Source organism: Streptomyces sp. NPDC059850, from assembly GCF_042731515.1.
Classification (GTDB): Bacteria; Actinomycetota; Actinomycetes; order Streptomycetales; family Streptomycetaceae; genus Streptomyces.
The window spans coordinates 172,056-193,293 of the sequence record NZ_JBHWJI010000009.1; the positions used below are offsets into that span (position 1 = coordinate 172,056).

Genomic DNA, 21,238 nt, shown 5'->3' on the forward strand with positions numbered 1-21,238 from the left:
TTAGTCCCTCATACGGAAAGCCCTCATACGGAAAGGCGCTCATGACAACCGTCGAAACCTCGGTGCGCGAGGGAGTGGCGCATCTGGTGCTGGGCCGCGCGTCGGCGCTCAACGCGCTCGACACCGACACCGTGCTGGCCATGCGCGACGCACTGGACCAGTGGCGCGGCGACCCCGGTGTCCGCGCGGTCGTCGTCCGCAGTGGCACGCCACGGGCGTTCTGCGCGGGAGGGGACATCCGGGCGATCCGGGAGGCGGCACTGCGTGGCGATTTCGCCGCCACGACTCGTTTCTTCCGCGAGGAGTACGCCCTGAACCAGGAGATCGCCGAGTATCCCAAGCCGTATCTGGCGCTGATGGACGGGGTCGCCATGGGCGGCGGCCTCGGCATCTCCGTGCACGGTGCGGTGCGCGTGGCCACCGAGCGGTCGGTGTTCGCCATGCCGGAAACGCTCATCGGCTTCTATCCCGATGTCGGCGCCTGCCACTTCCTGCCCCGGCTCGGTGGCGCGCTCGGCCGCTACCTCGGGCTCACCGGCGCCCGCCTGAGCGGGGCCGACGCGGTCAGGGCGGGGCTGGCGACCCACTTCGTGTCCTCCGCCGAGCTGCCCGAGTTCACCGCCGCCCTGGAGACGGCCGATCCCGCGGAGGCGCTCGCCAAGTACGCCCGCGCCACGCCGCAGTCCGAGCTGGACGACACGGACGACCGCATCGCCGCGGCGTTCGCGCCCGGCCCGCTGTCGGAGGTGGCCGACCGCCTCCGGGCGGACGGTTCGGCCTGGGCGGAGACAGCGCTCGGCGCCCTCGCGGCCGCCTCCCCGCTGAGCCTCCGACTGACCGACGAGATGCTGCGCCTGGGCGGACACGACAGCCTCGCCCAGTGCCTCCGCCGGGACCTGGACGTGGCGACCCGGCTCGTCCGTGAGCCGGACTTCGCCGAAGGTGTCCGCGCGAAACTGGTGGACAAGACCGGGGACGCGCGCTGGTCGTTCGCCTCCGCCGAGGAGATTCCCCACGAGCGCGTCGCCCAACTGCTCGGCGGCGAGGGCGAATCCGCACCCGGTCGGTGATGGCCGGAGGTAGGGTCATCGCACCGCTGCGCGCTACGGCAGCGGGCAGTTTCACCAACGGGAGAATCTACGTGCGCAGGCATTCACTCTTGAGCCGGTCGGCGGCAGCCGCAGGGGTCCTCGCCCTCGCTTTCGCCGCCTCGGCCGGGACGGCTCAGGCAGCGGAATCGCGGGGAGGCGTCGCCACGTTCGCCGCGGCCCCCACGTGTGTGAAGGTCAATGTCGACGAGGGCACCATCTCGAAGACGGCCTACGTGAAGAATGGGTGCTCGACGACCAAGCGCGTCAAGGTCGTCTGGTCCTTCGCCCCCGACTCCGGCTGCAACACCCTCAAGCCCGGACAGGGGTTCAAGAGCAAGCGCGGCCTGGCTCCGCAGTTCGACGGGCTGGCCTTGTGCTGACCGTCGGCTGAGCCGCCTCGCGGGCCCCGGACACCACCACGTGTGTCCGGGGCTCGCGGGCGTACGGCGGCTGGCCTACTGTGGCGGTGCTTCGTCCGTACCACCGCAGAGGGAGTGGTGTGCTGTGCCGGGTCCGCCGAGCAGGGGTGTGCTGGTCACCGGGGCGTCCCGGGGCATCGGCCGGGCGGTCGCGCGGGCGTTCGCGGAACGTGGCGACCGGGTGGCCGTGCACTACGGGGCGCGGGTGGCGGACGCCGAGGAGACCCGGGCGGCGCTGCCGGGCGAGGGCCATGTCGTCATCGGTGGCGACCTCGGCGACCCGGTCGCGGCGCAGCGGATCGCCGACACCGCCGAGGAGGCGCTGGGCGGGGTCGATGTGCTGGTCAACAACGCGGCCGTGGCCACCTCGGAGAGCAACGCGCACCGGGTGGCCGACGTGTCGTACGAAGACTGGCAGCAGGTCTGGCGGCAGATGGTCGACGTGAATCTGCTCGGGGCGGCACATGTGAGCTACTGCGTGGCGCGGCACCTCATCGACCGTGGTGTGCCCGGCCGTATCGTGCACATCGGCTCGCGCGGGGCGTTCCGTGGTGAGCCGGACCATCCGGCCTACGGGGCGAGCAAGGCGGCGCTGCACGCGCTCGGCCAGTCGCTGGCGGTGGCGCTCGCGCCGCATGGGATCGCGGTCACCTCGGTGGCGCCCGGGTTCACCGCCACCGAGCGGGTGGCGGGGCGGCTGACCGGGGAGTCGGGGGACGCGCTGCGGGCGCAGAGTCCGTTCGGCAGGGTCGGCACACCGGAGGAGGTGGCGGCCGCGGTGGTGTATCTGGCGTCGGCGGAGGCCACGTGGGCGTCGGGGACGGTGCTGGATCTCAACGGGGCGTCGCATCTGCGGCTCTGAAGGTCAGAAGGAGGATGGGTGTCCGTGATGGACGAGGCCGGGCTGCGCCGGGCCGTGGCGGTGGCCGGTGAGCTGGCGCGGTGGGCTGCGGAGGCCATGCGCCGTCCCCGTACCGGCGGCGTACGGCACAAGGCGAACGCCGCCGACCTGGTCACCGACACCGATGAGCTGATCGAGCGCCAAGTCCGCTCCGTGCTGCTGCGCGAGTTCCCCGGCCACCGGGTGGAGGGCGAGGAGTACGGGGTGCGCGAGGGCGCTGCGGGGGCGCCGAGCTGGGTGGTGGACCCGGTCGACGGCACGACGAACTACGCGCACGGGGTGGGCTGGAGTTCGTTCTCCCTCGGCCTGTCCGACGCGTCCGGGCCGCTGCTCGGCCTGGTGGCCGATCCGTGGCGGGGCGAGGTCTTCACGGCGGTACGGGGAGAGGGCGCACGCCTGGACGGGGAGCCGATCCGGGTCACCGAGGCCGCAGGGGTACGGGGGCAGGTGGTGATGACGGAGTGGGCGGCCCATGCCCCGTGGCGCGGCATGGACCGGGTGCTCGCGGAGCTGTCCGCCCGGCTGTGCACCGTACGGATCATGGGCTCGACGGCGCTGTCGCTGGCCCAGGTGGCGGCGGGCCGGGCGAGCGCGGGGGCGATCGGCGGGTTCCAGGCGGTGGACGGGCTGCCCGCCCTGCTGATCTGCCGGGAGGCGGGCGCGCTCGCGTTCGACGACACCGGGCCGACCACGGGCCTTCCGTCGGGCGGGCTGCTGGTCGCGGCGCCCGGGGCGGCGGACGAGACGTACGGCATCTGGCACGCCGCCCGGGCGGAGAACGGTGGCGGTTAGCCTCGGCCGCCGCCGTCCAGGTGGGCGAGGAAGTCCCGCAGGGCGGCGTTGACCTCGTCCGGGCGCTCCTGCTGGGTCCAGTGGCCGCAGCCGTGCAGGGTCACGTCGTCGTGCAGCTGGGGGACGATCCGGCGCAGTGCGGCGCGCAGGGTGTCCATGCCGCGGAACGAGGTGACCAGGTCGCGGTCGCCCACCATGTAGAGCGCGGGCACCTCGATGCCACGGCCCTGGAAGGGGGCCAGCAGCTCCTGGTTGCGTTCGATGTTGCGGTACCAGTTGAGGGGGCCGGTGAAGGCCCGGGTGCCGTGTTCGGCGTAGTCGCGGGCGAACACCTCGATGTCCGCCTCGGTGAGCCAGCCGGGCAGCTGCTCCGGCTCGGGCACGGTGTCCAGCAGGGCGTGGCCCTCGGGAATGACCCAGGGCCGGGGCCGCTCGTTCTTCGGGTTGTCGCCGGAGCCGCTGAACAGGATCCGGCGGAGCGACGACGCGATGTCCTGCCCCAACTCGGCGTCGGCGACGCCCAGTCGCTGAAAGTAGTTCTGGTAGAAGCCCTCGCCGTAGTACGTCCGGGTGACCGAGGGCGGGGCCATTCCGGCGGGCAGCGCCGGGGGAACGCTCAGCCCGGCCACGGCCCGTACGACATCGGGGCGCAGCATCGCCGTGATCCACGCGACCGGGGCGCCCCAGTCGTGTCCGACGACCACCGCCTGCTTCTCGCCGAGCGCGCGGATCAGCCCGATCACATCACCGGCCAGGTGGAGCAGGCTGTACGAGGCGACGTCCTCGGGCTGCTCGCTGCGGGCGTAGCCGCGCTGGTCGGGGGCGACGACGCGGTATCCGGCCTCGGCCAGCGGGGCGAACTGGTGGCGCCAGGAGTACCAGCTCTCCGGAAAGCCGTGCAGCAGCAGGACCAGCGGCCCCTGCCCCTGCTCCGCGATGTGCAACCGCACACCGTTCACCTCGACGACGTCATGCTTGACCGGGCTGTGCACTGTGTTTCCTCTTCCGGTTGCGGCGCTCTACTGCTCAGTAACGATGCTATATGCACGCACTGCCGGTCATGGCGCGGCTCATGTCCCACAGCCGCGCCGCGGCGGCGGTGTCGGCGAGATGGGCCCACACCGGTTCGGGCCGTGGCCTGCCGCGCAGGCCGAAGGCGCTCGGCCCCCACAGCTGTCCGCCGCGCACATCGGGGTCGAGCACCGCTCGCACCGCGGACCACGCCCCGGCGTCCTTGCCCTGGAGCAGGACCCCGGCGGGCGCCGCGCGCAGCCGGGTGCCGAGGGTCCGTACATGCACCGGTGGCCGGGAGGGGGTGAGGGAGTCCAGCGCGCCACCGGGGTGGACCACCACGCTCGCCACCGTGCTGCCGGTGGCGCGCAGACGGCGGTCGAGTTCGAGGCCGAAGGACATCTGCGCCAGCTTGGACCGTCCGTAGGTGCGCTTCGGGCGGTAGTCCTGCCGGGAGTGCGGGTCGTCCAGGTCCAGCCGTTCGGTCTTCACCGCGAAGCTGCCCATGGTCACGACGCGGCCCGCGGGTGCGGCCGACAGCAGGGGCATCAGCCAGGTGGTGAGCGCGAAGTGTCCGAGGTGGTTCGTGCCGAACATCAGCTCGTGGCCGTCCACGGTCTCACGGCGCGGCGGATCGTCGAGGGCGACCCCGGCGTTGTGCACCACCGCGTCGAGGTGGGTCAAGTCCAGTGCGTCCACGGCGGTTTCGAGCGACGAGAGGTCGGCGAGGTCCAGCCGCAGCGCCCGCACCCGCGCACCGGGGACGCGCTCGCGGATGGCCGCCATCGCGGCCTCGGCCTTCTTCGGGCTGCGGCTGCCCAGTACGACGGTGGCGCCGGTCGTGGACAGCTGTTCCGCGATGAAGTACCCGATGCCCGCGTTGCCGCCGGTGACCAGGACCACGCGGTCATCGGCGCGCGGCAGCCGGTGGACGTCCCAGGAGGGTGGGGCGGAGGGTATGGAGGGCATGGCGGCAAGCTCCCTTGCGGCAGAAGGCTGGGTGAGCCCGTATCGAGCGGGGCCGCTCGGGGTGAGCGCCCCTGCCATCGAAGATCGCAGCGGCCGCCGACAGATCGGCGACAGACCGGCTGTGGATCACCGACAGCGGCAGACACGCTCGTGAGCTGCTGGGTCACCAACAGGTTCCTCAGGCACGGAAAAGTGCGTTCTTCCATGCCAGCGGGCGCTCTCCTACGGTTCCCGAGTAACCACGAGAGAGCGTGAAGCTCACGAGGAGGCACACGGCATGGCCATCACTCTGCTGAACCCCAGCGGGCTGCCCAGCATCGACGTCTACCGGCAGGTGTCGATCGCGTCCGGATCGAAGCTGGTCTTCATCGCCGGGCAGGTCGCCTGGGACGCCGAGGGCGTCACGGTCGGCGAGGGCGACCTCGCCGCGCAGGTCGAGCAGTGTTACGTCAACGTCGCCACCGCCCTGGCCGGTGCGGGCGGCTCCTTCGACGACGTGGCGAAACTGACCGTCTATGTCGTGGACTGGACGCCCGACAAGATGCCCGTGCTTCTGGAGGGCATCTCCCGGGCGACCGCGAAGCTGGGAGTCACCGCGACCCCGCCCGCCTCGCTGCTGGGCGTCGCGGCACTGGACGTACCGGACCATCTCGTCGAGATCGAAGCCACCGCCGTCCTCGACTGAGCTTCGTTATTAGGTAGACTGACCTACCTAGTATCGGAGAAGGGACGCGCGATGAGCACGACCGGCGCCGCGGCGCGGCAGCCCGGCAGGCGGCGCGGGGCGGCGCGTGAGCGGCTGCTCGCCGCCGCGTCACGCCGCTTCTACGCGGACGGCGTATCCGCCACCGGAATCGACACGATCACCGCCGAGGCGGGCGTGGCGAAGATGAGCCTGTACAACAACTTCTCCTCCAAAGCCGATCTGGTGGTCGCCTACCTCGACGCGCGGCACGAGGAGTGGATGGACCTGTACCGGCGACGGCTGGCGGGTGTCCGGGACGGCGACGGCCGCGGCGGCGTGCTGGCCGTCTTCGACGCGTACACCGATCACGCGGCCTTCGCCTACGAGAACGGCTTCCGGGGCTGCGGTCTGCTCAACGCGGCCGCCGAGCTGCCCGCCGGGGACGAGGGGCGGGCCGTCGTACGCCGCCACAAGGAGGACGTGGAATCCCTGCTCGCCGCGCACCTGGCGGAACTGCTGCCCGAGCGGCCCGGGGAGGCCCGCGCGATGGCGGAGCAGCTGGCGTTCCTGTTGGAGGGCGCGATGGCGCGCGCCGGTCTGGAGGGCGCGGGTACGCGTCTGGAGCACGCCCGGACCATGGCCGCCGACCTGGTGGACCGGCTGTGATGCGGCCCGCCGGACGGGCGGCCGGTTCGGTGGGTGTGGGCTCGCTGTGCGTGCTCGTGGCGTCGGTGCTGTGGGGCACCACGGGCACCGCCGCGACCTTCGCCCCGGGCGTGGGACCGCTCGCGATCGGAGCCGTGGCCATGGGCCTGGGCGGTCTGCTCCAGGCCCTCATGGCCGCGCCCCGCATCGCCCGGGAAGCGCCCGCGCTCCGTACCCGGCGCGGTGTGGTGCTGCTCGGCGCGCTGGCGGTGGGGGCCTACCCGCTGGCGTTCTACAGCTCCATGCACCTGGCCGGGGTCGCCGCCGGAACCGTGGTGTCGATCGGCTCGGCCCCGCTCGCCTCGGCCGTCATCGAACGCGCCGCGGACGGACGCCGCCTGACGCGCCGCTGGACGGCGGGCGCCGCGCTGGGGCTGTCCGGGACGGTGCTGCTGTGCGCGGCAGAGGCCGCGCACAGCAGCAACGACACCGGGGCCCGTTCCGTGGGGTCGATCGTGCTCGGAGTGGCGCTGGGCCTGGTGGCCGGTGTCACCTACGCCCTGTACTCCTGGGCGGCCCACCGCCTGATCAGCGGTGGCATCACCTCGGGCGCGGCCATGGGCGCCGTCTTCGGGCTGGGCGGTCTGCTGCTGGTGCCCGTACTGCTGGCCACCGGCGCCCCGCTGCTCAGCTCCTGGTCCAACGCGGCCGTGGGCGCCTATATGGCCCTGGTGCCGATGTTCATCGGCTACGTCCTGTTCGGCTGGGGCCTGGCCCACGTACCGGCGAGCACCGCGACGACGCTCTCCCTGCTGGAACCCGCCGTCGCGGCGGTGCTGGCCGTCCTGGTCGTCGGCGAACGCCTGCCCCCGCTGGGGTGGGTCGGCATCGCCCTGGTCGTCAGCTGCCTCGCCGTACTCACCACCCCGCCCCGCACCCCCGCCCCGAAGCCCCGGACGACCACCCCGGCGCCGGACACCGGGCCCCAGGGGGAGGGCGCGGCTCTGATCCCGATGCGGAAGCAGTAGCCAGCCCCCGGCGCCCCCACCGGCCCCGGTGCGGCGGCAGGGAAGAATGGGGCATGACGACGTGCAAGAAGTGCGGTGCGCGAAGGCGCGGTTGGCCCCGTTCCTGCTCTGAGTGCCGCTCGGAGTCGGGCCGGATGTCCGAAGCCGGGGACGCCGCCGCCGACGTGGCCGTGGCGGGAGGACTGTTCGAGTGGGTCTGGCGGGGAGTCAGGGCAGTTGTCCGGCTGGTGGTGCGTGCGTTCAACTGATGCGTCTCGCCGTCGGCTGCAGCTCGACGCGCGCGTGAGGGCGATCAGCGGCCGGTCGTGCTGTCGATGAGTTCGCGGAGGATGTCCGCGTGGCCCGCGTGTCGGCCGGTTTCCTCGATCATGTGGGTGAGTGCCCAGCGGATGCTGGGAACGGGGCGGCCCGGCCTCGGTCAGGGAACCGGGGCGCCCAGATCGGTGCACCCGTCGAGAACGTCGTTCGCTCGGGTACCGGGTATCGGGGTCCTGGTCCCACGACCACGGTGCGGCCGAGCCGTGGTCGACGACCAGCAGCCGCCCGCCCGGGCGCAGTGCGCGGGCGGCCGAGCGCGGGACGGTTGCCCGGTCCAGGTCGAAGGGGGTGAGGAGGTAGTGCGGCGTCGGGGATCAATCGAACCGTGGTTATCGATGAGATTGATCATGGGCTAGGCGCCGTATCACGGGACGGGTGTCCGCGCAGGGGTTCGGGTGACGGCTCACTGATCCGGTGTCTGCTCGACTAGCGTCCGTCGTGTGTGAAGCGGTACACCGAGCGTCGGCAGACCGCGTACGACCGCGCCTGGGAGATCCGGGACGCCTACGGCTACCGCCCGTTCGAGGACCGGGAGTGGGGCCGGAAGTTCCGGGCGTTCCTGCACGGCCGGGCGTGGACGCACGCGGAGGGGCCGGTGTCGCTGTTCAACCAGGCGGTGGGCTGGCTGCGGCGCAACCGGGTTCTGTTACCGGGGGCTTCGGTGCTGGCCAAGAAGGTCGCCGAGGTGCGCTCGGTCGCCGAGAAGCGCCTGTACGCCACGGTGGCGGGTGCCGCGCGGCGCGCGGATGCGGCGCTGCCGGGGGACCTGGTGGCGCTGCTGGATGTGCCGGAGGGGCGGCGGCTCTCGGAGCTGGAGCGGCTGCGCCGGCCGCCGACGAGGACGACGGGCATGGGGATGGCGAAGGCCCTGGAGCGGGTGGATGAGATCTCCGGGTTCCGTCTGGGCCGGGTGAAGCTGGACAAGGTGCCGCCGAATCGGCTGGCGACGCTGGCGCGGGTCGGGCTGGGGTCGAAGGCGCCGATCCTGGAGCGCACGCCGGAGCCGCGCCGTACCGCGCTGCTGACGTCGGTGGTGCGGCACATGGAAGCCTTAGCGATTGATGACGCGCTGGATCTGTTCGTGCTGCTGATGCAGGTGAAGCTGATCAGCGCCGCCCGGCGGGCGACAGACCGGGACTGGGTGGCGGCCCGTCCGCGGGTGGCCAGGGCGTACCGCATGGTCGACGGGGTGCTCCGGCTGTGGAGTGAGCAGTTGGACCTGATCGCCGAGAGCGGCGCGGACTTCGATCCGGGCGCGATGTGGCGGGCGCTGGAGACGGAGATCGGCCCGCGCGAGGAGGTCGAGGCCGCGTCCGCCTTGATGGGAGAGCTGATTGGGCCGGGGGATGAGGAGGCCGAGGCGGAGATGCGGCGTCTGCTGGCCACCCGGTACAGCACCGTCCGCCCGTTCCTGTCGCTGCTGGGAGAGTCGCCCGCGCTGGGGGGCGGCCTCCGGAGGCAAGCGGGCCCTGGAGGCGGTGAAGCGGCTGCCCGCGCTCGCGCGGCGGAAGGTGAAGGTCAAGCCGCTGCTGCCACGGGAGATCGACGGAAAGCTGGTGCCGCCTGCGTGGAAGAAGCCGGTGTACTCCAACCCGGAGCTGCCCGAGGGCACGGTGGACCGGGACGCGTACGTGGTGTGCGTGCTGGAGCAGCTCTACCGGGCGCTGAACCGGCGGGATGTGTTCGCCTCGCCGTCGAACCGCTGGTCCGACCCGCGGGCGAGGCTGCTGGACGGCGAGCAGTGGGAGGCCGTCGCCGAGGATTTCCTGCACGGGCTGAGCCTGGACGATCCGGTCGAGGAACACCTGGCCGGGCGGGTGCGCGCCCTGGACGCGGCCTGGCAGTTGATGGCCGAGCGGCTTCAGGAGGCCGGGCAGGACGCGAAGCTCAGCTTCGAGATCCAGCCCAACGGGCGGCTGAAGCTGAACGTGGACCGCCTGGGGGCGCTGGGCGAGAGCGCGTCGCTGAAGTGGCTGCGCAAGACCACCGCGGCGATGCTCCCGAAGATCGACCTGCCGGACCTGTTGTTCGAGGTCGATGCCTGGACCGGGTTCCTGGACGCCTTCGTGCACCTCGGGGACGGCCGCCCCCGCATGGAGGACATCAAGACCTCCCTGGTGACGCTGTTGGTCGCCGAGGCGTGCAACATCGGCTACACCCCCGTTACCGACCCGGATGACGAAGCGCTCAACCGGGCCCGGCTGGTGCACGTCGACCAGCACTACCTGCGCGCGGACACCATCGCCGCCGGAAACGCGAAGCTGATCGAGGCCCAGGCGCGGGTCCCGATCGTCTCCCACTGGGGCGAGGGCCTGCTGGCATCCGTCGACGGGCTGCGGTTCGTGGTGCCCAAACGCACCATCAACGCCGGTCCGTCGCCGAAGTACTACCACTTCAAGCGCGGCATCACCTGGCTGAACGCGGTAAACGACCAGGTCGCGGGCATCGGGCAGATGGTCGTGCCCGGCACGCCGCGCGACTCCCTGCACATCCTGGACACCCTGCTGAACCTGGACGCCGGGGCACGGCCGGAGATGGTCGCCACCGACAACGCCTCCTACTCCGACATGGTGTTCGGCCTGTTCTCCCTGCTCGGCTACAACTTCTCCCCCGGTTCAAAGACCTCGCGGACCAGCGGTTCTGGCGCGCGGAGATGCCTGGCATCGCCACCGGCGGCTACGGGCCGCTGGAGGCGGTGGCCCGCAACAAGGTCAACCTGAACAGGGTGGTCACGCACTGGCCGGACATGATCAGGGTGGCCGGAGCGCTGGTGACCGGGCAGGTCCGCGCGTACGACCTGCTGCGGATGTTCGGCCGGGAAGGGCGCCCGACCCCACTGGGTCAGGCGTTCGCGGAGTACGGGCGGATCGGCAAGACCCTGCACCTGCTGCGTGTCGTCGACCCGGTCGACGACACATACCGACGCCAGATGAACCGCCAGCTCACCATCCAGGAGTCCCGCCACAAGCTGGCCCGCGACATCTGCCACGGCAAACGCGGGCAGATCATGCAGGCATACCGCGACGGGCAGGAAGACCAGCTCGGCGCGCTCTGCGCCACGCCAATCTCAACGTCCTGGGCCGCTACACCTTCCGCCGCCCCCAGCCGGACGACGGCCTGCGGCCCCTGCGCAGGCGAAGCACGATCACCATCGCGCCGAGCTCGTCGCCGCCACCGCCTTGAGCCCGATGCCGACTGGGGTCTTCCCTGCTTGGTGTCAGCTGCCGATCGTGTCGAGTTCGGAGACCGCGTTCGCCGGCAGCGTCAGGTCGGCGGAGGCGATGTTCTGGCGCAGGTGGGCGCGCGAGGAGGTGCCCGGAATGAGGGCGATGGTGGCCGAGCGCTGCAGCAGCCAGGCCAGGGCGACTTGTTGGGGTGAGGCGTTAAGGCGTGCGGCGACCTCGGTCAAGGTCTGTGACTGCAGCGGGGAGAAGCCGCCCAGGGGGAAGAACGGGGTGAAGGCGATGTTCTGCGCCGCGCACCGCTCGACGAGGGCGTCGTCCTGGCGGTTGGCCAGGTTGTAGAGGTTCTGCATCGTGACGACCGGGGCGATGGTCTGCGCCTCGGTGAGCTGGGCCTCTGAGGCGGCGCTGAGTCCGAGGTGGCGGATCAGGCCTTCCTGTTGCAGCTCGGCCAGTGCGCCGAACATGTCGCCGATCGGCTCCTCGTCCGTCTGCCCCTCGTTGGTGCCCAGGCGCAGGTTCACCACGTCGAGCGTGTCCAGGCCCAGGTGCTGGAGGTTCTCGTGGACCTGGGCTTTGAGGTCCTGGGGGTCCCGCGAGATGTTCCAGCTGCCGTCGTCGCCTCGACGGTTGCCGACCTTGGTCACGATGCGCAGGTCCGCGGGGTAGGGGTGCAGGGCTTCCTTGATAATTTCGTTGACGACGGCGGGTCCGTAGAAGTCGCTGGTGTCGATGTGAGTGATGCCCCGCTCGACGGCCTCTCGCAGCACCGCGACGGCCTCGTCCCGGTCCTTGGGCGGCCCGAACACGTTGGGTCCCGCAAGCTGCATGGCTCCGTATCCCATGCGGCTGATGGTCAGGTCGTCGGCGAGGGTGAGAGTTCCGCCGGGGGTGGTGCCGGTCATGGCGTGCCTTCCATTGCATTCCCGTGTGGGCGGTTTGCCCTCTATTGGCTGTGTGCGGGGATATCCGCAGCCGCAGCGGTGACGGACGCGTCATCGGTGACGTTGATGGCGGCGAACCGTGCGCCGAGCGTGGCGGCTGCCTCCGCGCCCTGTCAGGGGTCGCGGGCTCCGAGCAGCACGGTGTGACCGAGTGCGATGAGGCGGCGAATGGTCTCGCGACCAAGCCCCTTGCTCGCTCCCGTGATGAAGATGATCGTCATGCGTTCATAGTGCGTACACCCGCGGCACTCCACCAGGGACGCTTCAACGGTAGGAGCAGCAGTACCACCCTCGATATCACCTTGATGACCGAGGATGCAGGACGATGGACATCATGACGACGACACCGGGGGCCGGGCTGGGAGCGATGATCCGCACCTGGCGGGAACGGCTGCCCCCGTCGGCCGCGGGACTGCCGGTGGGCCGGGCACGGCGCGCGGTCGGGCTGCGCCGCGAGGAGCTCGCCGACCTCGCCGGTGTCTCGGTCGACTACGTCGTGCGCCTGGAGCAGGGCCGGGCCACGACGCCCTCAGCGTCGGTGGTCGCGTCTTTGGCACGCGCCCTTCAGCTGTCCACCGCCGAGCGGGATCATCTGTACCGGCTGGCCCAGCTCGCCCCACCGGTGGACGGCGCGATCTCCGGCCACATCACACCCGGCGTTCACCGTGTCCTGACCCGGCTCGGGGACGTCGCGGTCGCCGTGTTCGCAGCGGACTGGCAGCTGATCTGGTGGAACCGCAGTTGGGCTGCGCTGTTCGGCGATCCCTCGTCGGTGCCCCCGCAGCTGCGCAATTTCGCCCGCGAGCGGTTCCCGGTAAGCGCAGATCCGGTTCGCCTCGGGCTCTGGCCAGTGACCGAAGCGGACCGGGACGCCACCGACGCCGCCGTCGTGTCCGATCTGCGCCGCGCCACCGGCCGCTTCCCGCACGACGCGCGCCTGGCAGAGCTGATCCGGGTATTGCGCGCGGGCAACCAGCGGTTCGCCGAATTGTGGGCGGGAGGCACCGTGGCCGCTCACCGTGAGGACCATAAAGCGATCGAGCACCCCTCGGTGGGGCTGGTCACGGTGGATTGCGATGTGCTGACCGATGGTGACTCCGAGCTCAAGATTGTGATCATGACTGCCGTACCTGGCAGCTCGGACGAGACCAAGCTGCAACTCACCGCGATCGCCGGTCCGCCGGACACCACGACCAGCTCGCACACACGCCGGTAGGCCCTGTTCTCGTATAGCTACGGCCAGGTGGCGTGTAGCTCTAAGTAATCATCTGGCTGGCGAAGGCGTGGATCAGCTCGGGGTCGTGGCGCCAGCGCCCAACTGCTGCTCGATCTCCGCGGCCGGGAACGGAGTCTGCTTGCTCTCGGTGAACAGACGGCGGAAGAAGGAGTCCACGACGACGGTAGGGCGTGCGTGCCGGTCGATGATGGCCGTGATCTCGGGCGGGATGCCGCCAGGTCGCCGGCCCGCGATCCAGTCGCGCAGGAAGACCTCGCGTTCCGTGTCACCGCGCACACCGTCGAGCAAGTGGTACTGGAGCAGGTGGCTCGCGGTGTAGCAGTGGTCGTACGCAAGGTGGTCCGAGAGGAAGTTGGACTCGTCCGCCGAAAGGTCGAAGCCGGAGCTCAGGGCAAGTCCGAAGTCAGCGAAGTAGAGCTGGCGGCCATCGGTCAGGATGTTGTTGAAGTGAGCATCGAAGTGGACAAGTCCGCGAGAACTCATGAAGGCAGCTCCGTCCATCAGAGCTTTCTCCACCCAGCGGAAGGGCGAGCCGTCCCCGACATCCGGCACGGCGGTTACGCGGTGGTCGGCCAGCCATCCGGCGAGTGTGTACGGCACGTGCTCCAGGAAGACCACCAGGCTGCACGAGGACTGGCCGATGGCCTCCAACCGGTCACGAACGGCGGGTGATCCCTCCCAGTGCGCGACGGCCCCCTCCAGGCCCCCGAACTCGTCGGTGAATCCCTTGGGAGGGGAGTCAGGCAGAACCCGCCAGTGGTACATCAGGGGGAATCCCGCATACTCGTCGCCGAGAACCCAGTTCGTGGTCATGGTGTGCACGGCAAGCTCCCGCCAGGCACCGAACCCGGCCGAGCCGACGCCGTACTGGTAGAACATCGGCAGTTCGAAGACGTTCGCCGTCGACCGCACGTTCTCCGGGCGCAATTCGGTGTCCGTCAAAGGGATCCCCTTGACGAAGACGCGCGTTCCGCTGATGCCCAGCTCTGCCGACCTGCCGCCGATGCCCGACCCGAGCGGGGTAGCGGCTGCCACGGCCTCCCCGAGCCGGTGGTCACTCAGCAAGGAGAGCTGAGTGCTCACGGTCCCGTAATCAGCCAGACGCGCGGCGCGCAGCACATCCCGGTCCAGCATCGACAGCTCCTCGGTGCCCGAACCAGGGCTTCGGCAATCCTCGAAGTACGGCACCGACCCTACGCCGAAAAGGTCAGCCGTCTCACAAACGACCCTTTCCCGGAGCAAGATCGGAAACGGGTATCCCGGGCGCACCGGAGGCCCGATCCACTGTCAGAACCCGTTCTCGCTCAAAAGTGGAACGCGGCATGTTCTGGGAATAGTTGGTGACACGATCCGTGGTCATGACGGACCCTCAACCCGCACACGCATCCGACGGGGACGACGTCGAGCGCCACCCCTGCCCGCGCTGCTCGGCCCAGCCCGGCTCACCGTGCCGCTCGCGCTCCGGCGCGGTCGCCGGCACCTACCACACCGGCCGCTTCACCAAGGTGCCCCGGCTCGCCAAGCTCCTGCGCGTGCCGACCCCCGCCGACCGCGGCCCTGGGCAGCCGTGGCGGCCCGGCACACCGGTGCCCGCCCCGGTCGCCCCGGACACCCCGAGCGCGGACATCCGCATCGGCTACGCCCGCTGCTCGACCCTGACCCAGGAACTCCAGACGCAACTGGACGCGCTCGCCGCGAAGAACATCCCCCGGGACAAGCTCTTCGCCGAGAAGATCAGCACCCGCGTGCGGGTCCGACCGAAGTTCGAGGAGGCCCTTCGTACCGCCCGGGAGATCAAAGCGCATGCCCGCACTGCCGGGTGATCTTCACGGTCTACGAGATGAAGCGGCTCGGACGGGACGCGGCCGAGCTGACTGCGTTCGCCGACCACCTCGCAGCCCACGGCCTGGTCCTGGAGATGCTCGCCGGGCCCCTGGCCGGGATCTACGACCCCACCGGGCACGGCCGCCTGCTGTTCGCCTTCTTCGCCGCGATGGCGGAGACCGAGCGGGAGAACATCCGGGAGTCCACGCTCGAGGGGCTCGACACCGCGGCCCGCAAGGGCAAGCACGGCGGCCGGCCGCCGGTCGTCACCGACGACATGCTCCACACCATCCTCCGCCGCCGCGCGGGCGGCGAGACGGTCGAGCAGATCCAGCCCGACCTGATCATCCCCACCGGCAAGCGCAAGGGCCAGAACCCGAGCGTGTCCAGCCTCTACCGAGCCCTCGCCGAGCACGAGAAACGGCAGGCGTACCCCGAGGCCGTCGAGCAGGCGCACACCGACTTCGCCGCACTTCAGGGCGCCGACGTCCCCCACCCCCGCCCGGACCTCGGAGCACCCGCAACACGACCATGATCAATCTCATCGATAACCACGGTTCGATTGATCCCCAAGGCCGTAGTGGGCGCAGACCATGTCGAACTCACCGGGCGGGAAGGACTTGCGCAAGTCGGTCCGCACGGTTGCGACGCTGTCGCCCAGGCCGTGTGAGCGGGCGAGGGCGGCAAGCCGCTCGACCGCCACGGCCGAGGTCTCGGCGGCGGTGGCCTGCCACCCCTGAGCACCCTGTTCGGCCCGCAAGGGGTGCGTACGCGCCTACGCAGCGACCCTCACCGATCGCCGCAGGCGGGCACCTCCGTGTCCATCAGGGCGGTGACGTAGGCGTCCAGCCGCTCCTCCACGGCTCGTGCCGTCAGCTCTGTCCTGCCTGCCTCCCGCCATGGCTGCGACACCAACCCCACTTCCTCCGAGAACGCCAGAGCGTCCCGCACCAGCCAGTACCGCCGCTCGCTCGCGGTCGCGGCCAGCGCCCCGCCCGCCTCCTCGTACGCCTCAGCGAACCGCAGACCCCACGCCGGGCCGTGCAGCAGCGCGAGATTGGTGGAGCAGTGCGCCACGTCGAGATCCGCCGGGCCCCAGGAGGCAGCCGCCCAGTCGACGACGCCGCTGATCCGGGCATCTGTCGGCCTTGCGGGCGGCACGTCGAACAGCACGTTGCCGGGGTGGAAGTCCCGGTGCAGGAATCGCCCCTCATAGGGCGGCGCGGGCCTGCGGATCACGTCGATAGCCGCGGCCCACGCCGCCACGTCGACGCCCTTCGGAGTCACGACGGTGTCGGCGGTCGTCAACGCCACGTACTCCCGGGGCCGCACGGCGGGTCGCACCGCGTGGATCGCCACGAGTTGACGGGCCAGCAGAGGGACGCGCCTCTCCAACCCTTCATCGTCCAGGACCGTCCGGCCCGCCAGATGCGTCATGAGGAGCGACGGATACTCGCAATGCGCGGCGGTCGGATCAACCGCGACCAGTCCAGGAGCCGGAACGCCGGTCCCCGTGAGCAGGGTCAGGGCACCGGCCTCCCTGTTCAGCCAGTCCTCCGCGTACTCCACGTCGACGAAGGACCGCAGCACCAGGTCACGGGTGGCTCCGTCCCGCGTGCCGATGGTCAGCCTCCGCATGTCGGCAGTGATGCCGCCGTGCAGCGCCTCGGCCCTGACGACCCGTTCACCAGCCTCCAGGTGGCGGCTCACCCAAGCCAGTGTCAACGGTCGAACAGCCGCCGCTTCCCGCTCCGACATACGCGAACCCGCCCCACGACTCTAGTGTTGAGTCTCGTGATCGTATGGCTCAACGGTACCCATGGCGCTGGCAAGACGACGACCAGTGCGCACGTGCAGCAGCTGATCCCGGATTCACGGGTGTTCGACGCCGAGAAGGTCGGCGAGACACTCATGGACATCACCCCAGGGCTGCCCGCGACGGACAACTTCCAGCACTGGCCACCGTGGCGGCCGCTCGTGGTCGAGACCGCCCGACGCGTCCTCGACTACGCGGGCGGCACCCTGGTGATGCCCATGACCGTCCTGGTCGAGGAGTACTGGCGGGAGATCAGCTCGGGCCTTGCCCAGCATGCCGTTCCGGTCCGGCACTTCGTCCTCCACGCCGACCAGGACACCCTCCGCGCGCGCATCGCGGGCGACACCGTACTCGGCCCCGACTCCCCGTTCCGTCTCCGATACCTTGAGCCCTACGCCGAGGCGGCCCGCACGTGGCTGCACGCCGAGGCCGAGGTCGTCGACACCACGCACCTCACCCCCGCACAGGCCGCCCTGCGGATCGCGGAGGCCGTCAAGAGTTGAGAAAACGGCCTGTCGGCGTCAGAAGTCCATTTCGACGTAGTCGATGTCGGTGAATTCCACCAGGAGGCCGTCCGCGCGGCGGCCGCTGTCCTTGAAGTAGATCTCCTGGAAGCCCTCGGCGGCGATGTCCCGGAGTTGCTGTTCGGTGGCGCCGGTGGACTGGGCTTCGAAGAGGCGGGCGGCGTAGGCCGGGGGCAGGTGCTGGGTGATCAGGCGGATGCGGCCGTCGTCGGTGGAGCCGGGGGCGGCGGTGAAGCCGAAGCGGGCCCGGGTCTCGATGACGATGCCGGTGGCGGTGGCGGCCTGCTTCCTGGCCCGGGCGCGCACCCGGGGCTGCCAGTCCTTGCGCACCTCGTCGGCGAGGCGCGCGGCGAGGTCCTTGCGGGGGCGTTTGAACTGGCCGGTGAGATAGCGCTCGACGGTGCGCTGCGATACGCCGAGGCGGCGCGCGACCGCCTTGGTGGAGCCCTTCTCCTGCTTCACCAGGAAGCGCATCTGCGCGGGGGCGGTCTTCGGGATGGGGCGCGTGAAGGTGGCCTCGGAGGCCTTGTCGAGGCTGTCGCCCATGATGCCCATCGTGCTCGTCCCCTCCCCTATTCGCCGTCGAGCGCGGCGTCGGTGCCCTTGATGTGGCGGGCCGGGTTGTGGCCCTCGTCGAGGAGCTGGGCCGCCCACAGGAACTCCTGGGTGCCCTCGTGCTTGACCATGCCCGGTGAGACGCCGAGCCGGAATCCGCCGGGCAGCGGCTTGCCGTCGGGCGTGTGCGGCAGGAAGTCGAGCGGGCTCGGGCCGTCGGAGAGGTAGACGACGCAGTCCGAGAGGACGGCGACCGGGAACAGCCCGGCGTCCGCGAGCTTGCGCATCTTGCGGTGCATGTTCACCCGGGCGGTGGAGATGACGGCGGCGCGGATGTCGGGGCGCCAGGTGGGGCGTTCCAGCGCGGGCCAGCGTTCACCGGGGCGGTAGCGGGCGCCCTGGGGCCGTTCGCGGAGCTTGCCGATGCCGCCCTTGACAGTGGCCTTGATGGCGGACAGGACGGCGGCCTGCCCGGGGTCGGCCCGCTTGTGCCGCTCCATGGCGGCGAGGTAGTCCGGCGGGCTCATGCCGGACACCACGCCGAGCAGTTCCATGGTGGCCATGTAGGCGTCGCGCAGCCGGGTGTACCAGGCGTCCAGGTAGGGGCCGGTCTCGGGGCGGACCCACGCTTCGACGGGCCGTACGTCGTGGCCGAGTTCCACGGCGTACGCCACGGTCGGCGTGGCGTACCAGGCCGGGCCCTCGGGGCGGTTGCCGTGCGGGGTGAACGGGTTCGGGAGGCGGGGGTCGAGGTCGATGTGGGACAGGTCGGCCAGCCAGCTGCCGGGCAGCGCCTTGTCGAAGGCGGGCGCCTTGATGTGCTCGGGCGCCCCGAGCCCGACGGTGAGGCGGTTCGCGGCGGCGGCGAAGGCCATGTTGACGTCGATGCCCACGGCGTGGGTGTGCGCGCACTCGGCGTCGGTGAGCAGCTCGGGGTCGCGGATCCAGTCGTACGCCTCCTCGTCCAGGATGTCGGCCGGGGTGCGCTGGTGGCCGCGCGGGTACAGCTGGGCGACGACGGGATGCTCGTCCGGCGCCTCCGGTGGCGCCGGGTCGACCGGCGCGGTGAGCGAACCGGGCTGCGGGCCGGACACCCACGCGCCGGTCGCCTCGTCCTTCACCGCGCGGGTGGGCGGGCGCAGGGCGGTCATCAGCTCCAGCCCGGTGACGGCGGTGGTGCCGCGCGGGGTGATGACGCGGGTGGCGTAGTCGCCGAGTACGCGCGCCAGTTCGGCCGGGGCGAAACGGTCGGCGCTCCCCCAGGCGCGGGAGTCGAGCGCGCCCCACGGCAGGACCGCGAACCGCACGCAGTGGCGGCGGCCGCCCTGCACCGGACGGTAGACGGTGGCCCAGGGGCCGAAGCCTCGGCGGGTGAGCTGCCATTGGGCCTTGGCGATCTGCTTGACGACCTTGTGGTCCTCGGGCAGGCGCAGGTTTCGGCGGTCGGTCAGTTCGGCGGGCAGTCCGAGGCGTTCGGCGGCGGAGGTGGTGAGGACGAGCAGGGGGTCGGCGTCCTTGCCGTTGCGGTGCAGCCGGGGGGCGCCCAACTGGGCCTCGGCCAAGGCCCAGGTGACCAGGGTCGGGACGTCCTTCAGCGGGCACTCCAGCACCAGGCCGCCGGTGCAGTACGCGGTCCCGTCGCCGTCCACGACGGCCAGGGGTCCGTGGGCGAACCGGGGTTCGGCGGCGGGCGGCGGCGTGGCGGGGCTCTTGCGCGCGGCGGCCCGTCCCGTAGCCTGCCGGGTTGCCCGCCGCGGGGCCGGGCGGCTGGACGCCGCGGTGCCCCCGGCGGGCGGCCCGGACTCCCCCGAGGGCGGCGGAACCGCCGGTGCGGCGGGGGGAGATACGGGGGCGTCGGCCGGGGGCGCGGGGTGCGCCACCTCGGAAGCGGGGGGCGCCTCGGGAGCAGGGCGCGGGGCCACACCCGGGGCAGCTTCGGGAGCGGGGTGCGCGGCCGGGGCGACTCCCGGAGCGGTCTCGGGGGTCGGGGCAGCCGCTGAGGCGGAGGCGGAGGCGGACGCTGGGGCAGAGGCCGGGTCCAGGCCCAATGCCGGGGCCGGGGCAGCCTCGGGGGTTGGGCCCGCCGCAGAGGCCAGGGGCGAGGCCGCTGCGGGACCAGATACAGGGCCCGGGGCCGCCTCAGAAGCGAGGGACGGGGCCGGGGTCCCGGGGGTTGGAGCTGCTGCAGGAGCCGGGGACGAGGCCAGGGCCGCCTCCGGGGCGGCGGCTGAGGCCGGGGCAGCTTCGGGAGCGGGGTGCGCGGCCGGGGCGACTCCCGGAGCGGTCTCGGGGGTTGGGGCCAGGATCGGGGTTGGGGCCGCTGAGGGGCCAGCTTCAGGGGCCGGGGGCGTCTCCGGGGGTGGGTAGAGCTTCGCCAGTTCGTTCAGGAAGTGGGCGTACGCCTCGCGCTGTGGCGGCCGGGGGTCGGTCTTTCCGCTCTCCCAGTTCACCACCGTCGCACGGCGCACCTTCAGCGCCTTGGCGACCTGCTCCTGACTCAGGCCGTGTGCCTTGCGCAGCCGCTCCCGCTCGGCCGGTGACGGCAGCGGGGACTGGCCCGCGATCAGTGCGTCGATCGCGTCGAACAACTCGGACATGGAACGCCTCCCGCCCCCGTTATACACAGGAGCGGACTTCCGGCGCACATATCGCGGACCGTCGCGACGCCTACCGCTCGGGGACGTAGAAGCGCGTGGTGGCGCGGGCGGCGGCGGCCGCCACGTCGGCCGGTGCGCCGGACGCCTCGTACGCCGCGCCCCAGGCCTCGCTGCTGCGGGCCGCGTACGCGCGCGCCTCGTCCGTCTCCTCCCACGCGGCCGGGTCGCCGATCGACTCGCCGCGCAGGTGCAGGCCGAGGCCGAGGAGGCCGAGGTCCCAGCCGACTCCGGTGGCGCCGGGGCCGAACCGGTCCCACATCTCGGCGGGCACGACCGCGACGTGCTCCAGCTCGAAGACGGTGCGCTCACCGCCGTCGGCGGTCAACCGCACCTCGACCTCGCTGAAGCCGGGGTTCTCGCCGAACAGCCAGCTCACCGTGAGCAGTCGCGGGGGTTCGCAGCGGAGGATCTCGCCGCCCGCGTTGCCCTCCAGCCGGTAGTGGCCGCCGAGCCGCAGGTCGCCACTGACCGGCAGGAACCAGCGGGCGATCCGCTCGCGGTCGGTGCACGCCGCCCAGACCTCCTCGATGGCGGCATCGTAGGTGCGGCGCAGCGTCACGGTGCGGGCGTCGCCTTCGGGGACGGCGCGGCTGCCGACCGCGCGGTGTACGTCGTTGGTCTGGTCGGCTATGTCGCTCAT

At 71.5% G+C, this 21,238-nt stretch carries 19 protein-coding genes and 6 pseudogenes; 13 read left to right on the forward strand and 12 right to left on the reverse strand.

Translation table 11 applies throughout. The annotated features are described in order from the left end of the window. The first annotated feature begins 41 nt into the window (after positions 1–41). The 4 genes from ACFV9T_RS10075 to ACFV9T_RS10090 all read left to right on the forward strand — a co-directional run bounded on the left by ACFV9T_RS10075 (position 42) and on the right by ACFV9T_RS10090 (position 3,203). The gene (locus ACFV9T_RS10075) at positions 42–1,070 is read left to right on the forward strand and encodes an enoyl-CoA hydratase/isomerase family protein (RefSeq protein ID WP_385438125.1); all 1,029 of its coding nucleotides are present in this window, start codon (positions 42–44) and stop codon (positions 1,068–1,070) included. A gap of 71 nt (positions 1,071–1,141) precedes the next feature. Further along, positions 1,142–1,471, forward strand: coding sequence for a hypothetical protein (locus ACFV9T_RS10080; protein ID WP_385438126.1), 330 nt, complete (start codon positions 1,142–1,144; stop codon positions 1,469–1,471). A gap of 124 nt (positions 1,472–1,595) precedes the next feature. Beyond that, complete coding sequence (locus ACFV9T_RS10085; RefSeq protein ID WP_385438128.1) at positions 1,596–2,372, forward strand: SDR family NAD(P)-dependent oxidoreductase; 777 nt, start codon at positions 1,596–1,598, stop codon at positions 2,370–2,372. Positions 2,373–2,399: 27 nt separating this feature from the next. After that, positions 2,400–3,203, forward strand: a complete 804-nt coding sequence (locus ACFV9T_RS10090) for an inositol monophosphatase family protein (protein ID WP_385438207.1) — start codon at positions 2,400–2,402, stop codon at positions 3,201–3,203. On the opposite strand, the gene ACFV9T_RS10095 is transcribed toward ACFV9T_RS10090, so the two are convergent. Further along, positions 3,200–4,195, reverse strand: coding sequence for an alpha/beta fold hydrolase (locus tag ACFV9T_RS10095; RefSeq protein ID WP_385438130.1), 996 nt, complete (start codon positions 4,193–4,195; stop codon positions 3,200–3,202). The genes ACFV9T_RS10090 and ACFV9T_RS10095 overlap by 4 nt on opposite strands. Before the next feature lie 46 nt (positions 4,196–4,241). Continuing rightward, positions 4,242–5,183: an SDR family NAD(P)-dependent oxidoreductase gene (locus ACFV9T_RS10100; protein WP_385438132.1), complete on the reverse strand. Its 942-nt coding sequence runs from the start codon at positions 5,181–5,183 to the stop codon at positions 4,242–4,244. A gap of 277 nt (positions 5,184–5,460) precedes the next feature. Between ACFV9T_RS10100 and ACFV9T_RS10105 the strand changes: the two genes are divergently transcribed. Genes ACFV9T_RS10105 through ACFV9T_RS10115 form a run of 3 tightly spaced genes read left to right on the forward strand, consistent with a single transcriptional unit; the run spans position 5,461 to position 7,541 of the window. Continuing rightward, positions 5,461–5,868 (forward strand): RidA family protein, encoded by a 408-nt coding sequence (locus ACFV9T_RS10105; RefSeq protein ID WP_385438133.1) that lies wholly within the window; start codon positions 5,461–5,463, stop codon positions 5,866–5,868. A gap of 51 nt (positions 5,869–5,919) precedes the next feature. Further along, positions 5,920–6,534, forward strand: a complete 615-nt coding sequence (locus ACFV9T_RS10110; RefSeq protein ID WP_385438135.1) for a TetR/AcrR family transcriptional regulator — start codon at positions 5,920–5,922, stop codon at positions 6,532–6,534. Then, a complete protein-coding gene (locus ACFV9T_RS10115) occupies positions 6,534–7,541 on the forward strand; it encodes a DMT family transporter (RefSeq protein ID WP_385438137.1) in 1,008 nt (335 codons plus the stop codon). The genes ACFV9T_RS10110 and ACFV9T_RS10115 overlap by 1 nt, the downstream gene beginning before the upstream one ends. A gap of 292 nt (positions 7,542–7,833) precedes the next feature. Here the strand turns inward: ACFV9T_RS10115 and ACFV9T_RS10120 are convergent. Together ACFV9T_RS10120 and ACFV9T_RS10125 are read right to left on the reverse strand one after the other, a co-directional pair. Beyond that, a pseudogene (locus tag ACFV9T_RS10120) lies at positions 7,834–8,013 on the reverse strand (DUF664 domain-containing protein); the annotation flags it as partial. Then, positions 8,003–8,161: pseudogene (locus ACFV9T_RS10125) on the reverse strand (SAM-dependent methyltransferase); the annotation flags it as partial. The pseudogenes ACFV9T_RS10120 and ACFV9T_RS10125, both read right to left, overlap by 11 nt. A 131-nt stretch (positions 8,162–8,292) precedes the next feature. Between ACFV9T_RS10125 and ACFV9T_RS10130 the strand changes: the two are divergent. Beyond that, positions 8,293–8,989 (forward strand): annotated as a pseudogene (locus ACFV9T_RS10130) (DUF4158 domain-containing protein); the annotation flags it as partial. 98 nt (positions 8,990–9,087) lie between these two features. Continuing rightward, positions 9,088–10,911 (forward strand): annotated as a pseudogene (locus tag ACFV9T_RS10135) (Tn3 family transposase); the annotation flags it as partial. Positions 10,912–11,076: 165 nt separating this feature from the next. Here ACFV9T_RS10135 and ACFV9T_RS10140 read toward each other — a convergent pair. Both ACFV9T_RS10140 and ACFV9T_RS10145 read right to left on the reverse strand, forming a co-directional pair. After that, positions 11,077–11,946 carry an oxidoreductase gene (locus tag ACFV9T_RS10140; protein WP_385438140.1) on the reverse strand — a complete coding sequence of 290 codons (870 nt, stop codon included), beginning with the start codon at positions 11,944–11,946 and terminating at the stop codon, positions 11,077–11,079. A gap of 50 nt (positions 11,947–11,996) precedes the next feature. After that, a pseudogene (locus tag ACFV9T_RS10145) lies at positions 11,997–12,206 on the reverse strand (SDR family NAD(P)-dependent oxidoreductase); the annotation flags it as partial. Positions 12,207–12,310: 104 nt separating this feature from the next. Here ACFV9T_RS10145 and ACFV9T_RS10150 point away from each other — a divergent pair. Continuing rightward, positions 12,311–13,201: a helix-turn-helix transcriptional regulator gene (locus ACFV9T_RS10150; protein WP_385438142.1), complete on the forward strand. Its 891-nt coding sequence runs from the start codon at positions 12,311–12,313 to the stop codon at positions 13,199–13,201. A 72-nt stretch (positions 13,202–13,273) separates the two neighbouring features. On the opposite strand, the gene ACFV9T_RS10155 is transcribed toward ACFV9T_RS10150, so the two are convergent. Then, positions 13,274–14,356 (reverse strand): protein kinase family protein, encoded by a 1,083-nt coding sequence (locus ACFV9T_RS10155; RefSeq protein WP_385438209.1) that lies wholly within the window; start codon positions 14,354–14,356, stop codon positions 13,274–13,276. A 224-nt stretch (positions 14,357–14,580) separates the two neighbouring features. On the opposite strand from ACFV9T_RS10155, the gene ACFV9T_RS10160 reads away from it, so the two are divergent. Both ACFV9T_RS10160 and ACFV9T_RS10165 read left to right on the forward strand, forming a co-directional pair. After that, positions 14,581–15,045, forward strand: a complete 465-nt coding sequence (locus ACFV9T_RS10160) for a recombinase family protein (RefSeq protein ID WP_385438143.1) — start codon at positions 14,581–14,583, stop codon at positions 15,043–15,045. A gap of 17 nt (positions 15,046–15,062) precedes the next feature. Further along, the gene (locus ACFV9T_RS10165) at positions 15,063–15,581 is read left to right on the forward strand and encodes a recombinase family protein (protein ID WP_385438145.1); all 519 of its coding nucleotides are present in this window, start codon (positions 15,063–15,065) and stop codon (positions 15,579–15,581) included. A gap of 42 nt (positions 15,582–15,623) precedes the next feature. Here the strand turns inward: ACFV9T_RS10165 and ACFV9T_RS10170 are convergent. Together ACFV9T_RS10170 and ACFV9T_RS10175 are read right to left on the reverse strand one after the other, a co-directional pair. Further along, positions 15,624–15,785 (reverse strand): annotated as a pseudogene (locus ACFV9T_RS10170) (SAM-dependent methyltransferase); the annotation flags it as partial. Between the two features lie 50 nt (positions 15,786–15,835). Beyond that, positions 15,836–16,804: a phosphotransferase family protein gene (locus ACFV9T_RS10175; protein ID WP_385438146.1), complete on the reverse strand. Its 969-nt coding sequence runs from the start codon at positions 16,802–16,804 to the stop codon at positions 15,836–15,838. A 36-nt stretch (positions 16,805–16,840) separates the two neighbouring features. Between ACFV9T_RS10175 and ACFV9T_RS10180 the strand changes: the two genes are divergently transcribed. After that, positions 16,841–17,365, forward strand: coding sequence for an AAA family ATPase (locus ACFV9T_RS10180; protein ID WP_385438149.1), 525 nt, complete (start codon positions 16,841–16,843; stop codon positions 17,363–17,365). An 18-nt stretch (positions 17,366–17,383) separates the two neighbouring features. Here the strand turns inward: ACFV9T_RS10180 and tpg are convergent, their stop codons facing one another. From tpg to ACFV9T_RS10195, 3 genes are all read right to left on the reverse strand, one after another. Further along, on the reverse strand, positions 17,384–17,941 hold the full coding sequence (gene tpg, locus ACFV9T_RS10185) for a telomere-protecting terminal protein Tpg (protein ID WP_385438152.1): 558 nt from the start codon (positions 17,939–17,941) through the stop codon (positions 17,384–17,386). A 17-nt stretch (positions 17,942–17,958) separates the two neighbouring features. Then, entirely contained in the window at positions 17,959–20,538 is a 2,580-nt protein-coding gene (gene tap / locus ACFV9T_RS10190; protein ID WP_385438153.1) for a telomere-associated protein Tap, read from the reverse strand. Between the two features lie 70 nt (positions 20,539–20,608). Continuing rightward, positions 20,609–21,238, reverse strand: a complete 630-nt coding sequence (locus ACFV9T_RS10195) for an SRPBCC family protein (RefSeq protein WP_385438155.1) — start codon at positions 21,236–21,238, stop codon at positions 20,609–20,611.

Coding starts and splice junctions, on each gene's coding strand:
- ACFV9T_RS10155 (WP_385438209.1), bottom strand. CDS start 14,356: ATGCTGGACCGGGATGTGCTGCGCGCCGCGCGTCTGGCTGATTACGGG.
- ACFV9T_RS10195 (WP_385438155.1), bottom strand. CDS start 21,238: ATGAGCGACATAGCCGACCAGACCAACGACGTACACCGCGCGGTCGGC.
- tap (WP_385438153.1), bottom strand. CDS start 20,538: ATGTCCGAGTTGTTCGACGCGATCGACGCACTGATCGCGGGCCAGTCC.
- ACFV9T_RS10100 (WP_385438132.1), bottom strand. CDS start 5,183: ATGCCCTCCATACCCTCCGCCCCACCCTCCTGGGACGTCCACCGGCTG.
- ACFV9T_RS10075 (WP_385438125.1), top strand. CDS start 42: ATGACAACCGTCGAAACCTCGGTGCGCGAGGGAGTGGCGCATCTGGTG.
- ACFV9T_RS10090 (WP_385438207.1), top strand. CDS start 2,400: ATGGACGAGGCCGGGCTGCGCCGGGCCGTGGCGGTGGCCGGTGAGCTG.
- ACFV9T_RS10175 (WP_385438146.1), bottom strand. CDS start 16,804: ATGTCGGAGCGGGAAGCGGCGGCTGTTCGACCGTTGACACTGGCTTGG.
- tpg (WP_385438152.1), bottom strand. CDS start 17,941: ATGGGCATCATGGGCGACAGCCTCGACAAGGCCTCCGAGGCCACCTTC.
- ACFV9T_RS10150 (WP_385438142.1), top strand. CDS start 12,311: ATGGACATCATGACGACGACACCGGGGGCCGGGCTGGGAGCGATGATC.
- ACFV9T_RS10140 (WP_385438140.1), bottom strand. CDS start 11,946: ATGACCGGCACCACCCCCGGCGGAACTCTCACCCTCGCCGACGACCTG.
- ACFV9T_RS10110 (WP_385438135.1), top strand. CDS start 5,920: ATGAGCACGACCGGCGCCGCGGCGCGGCAGCCCGGCAGGCGGCGCGGG.
- ACFV9T_RS10105 (WP_385438133.1), top strand. CDS start 5,461: ATGGCCATCACTCTGCTGAACCCCAGCGGGCTGCCCAGCATCGACGTC.
- ACFV9T_RS10160 (WP_385438143.1), top strand. CDS start 14,581: ATGACGGACCCTCAACCCGCACACGCATCCGACGGGGACGACGTCGAG.
- ACFV9T_RS10115 (WP_385438137.1), top strand. CDS start 6,534: ATGCGGCCCGCCGGACGGGCGGCCGGTTCGGTGGGTGTGGGCTCGCTG.
- ACFV9T_RS10165 (WP_385438145.1), top strand. CDS start 15,063: ATGAAGCGGCTCGGACGGGACGCGGCCGAGCTGACTGCGTTCGCCGAC.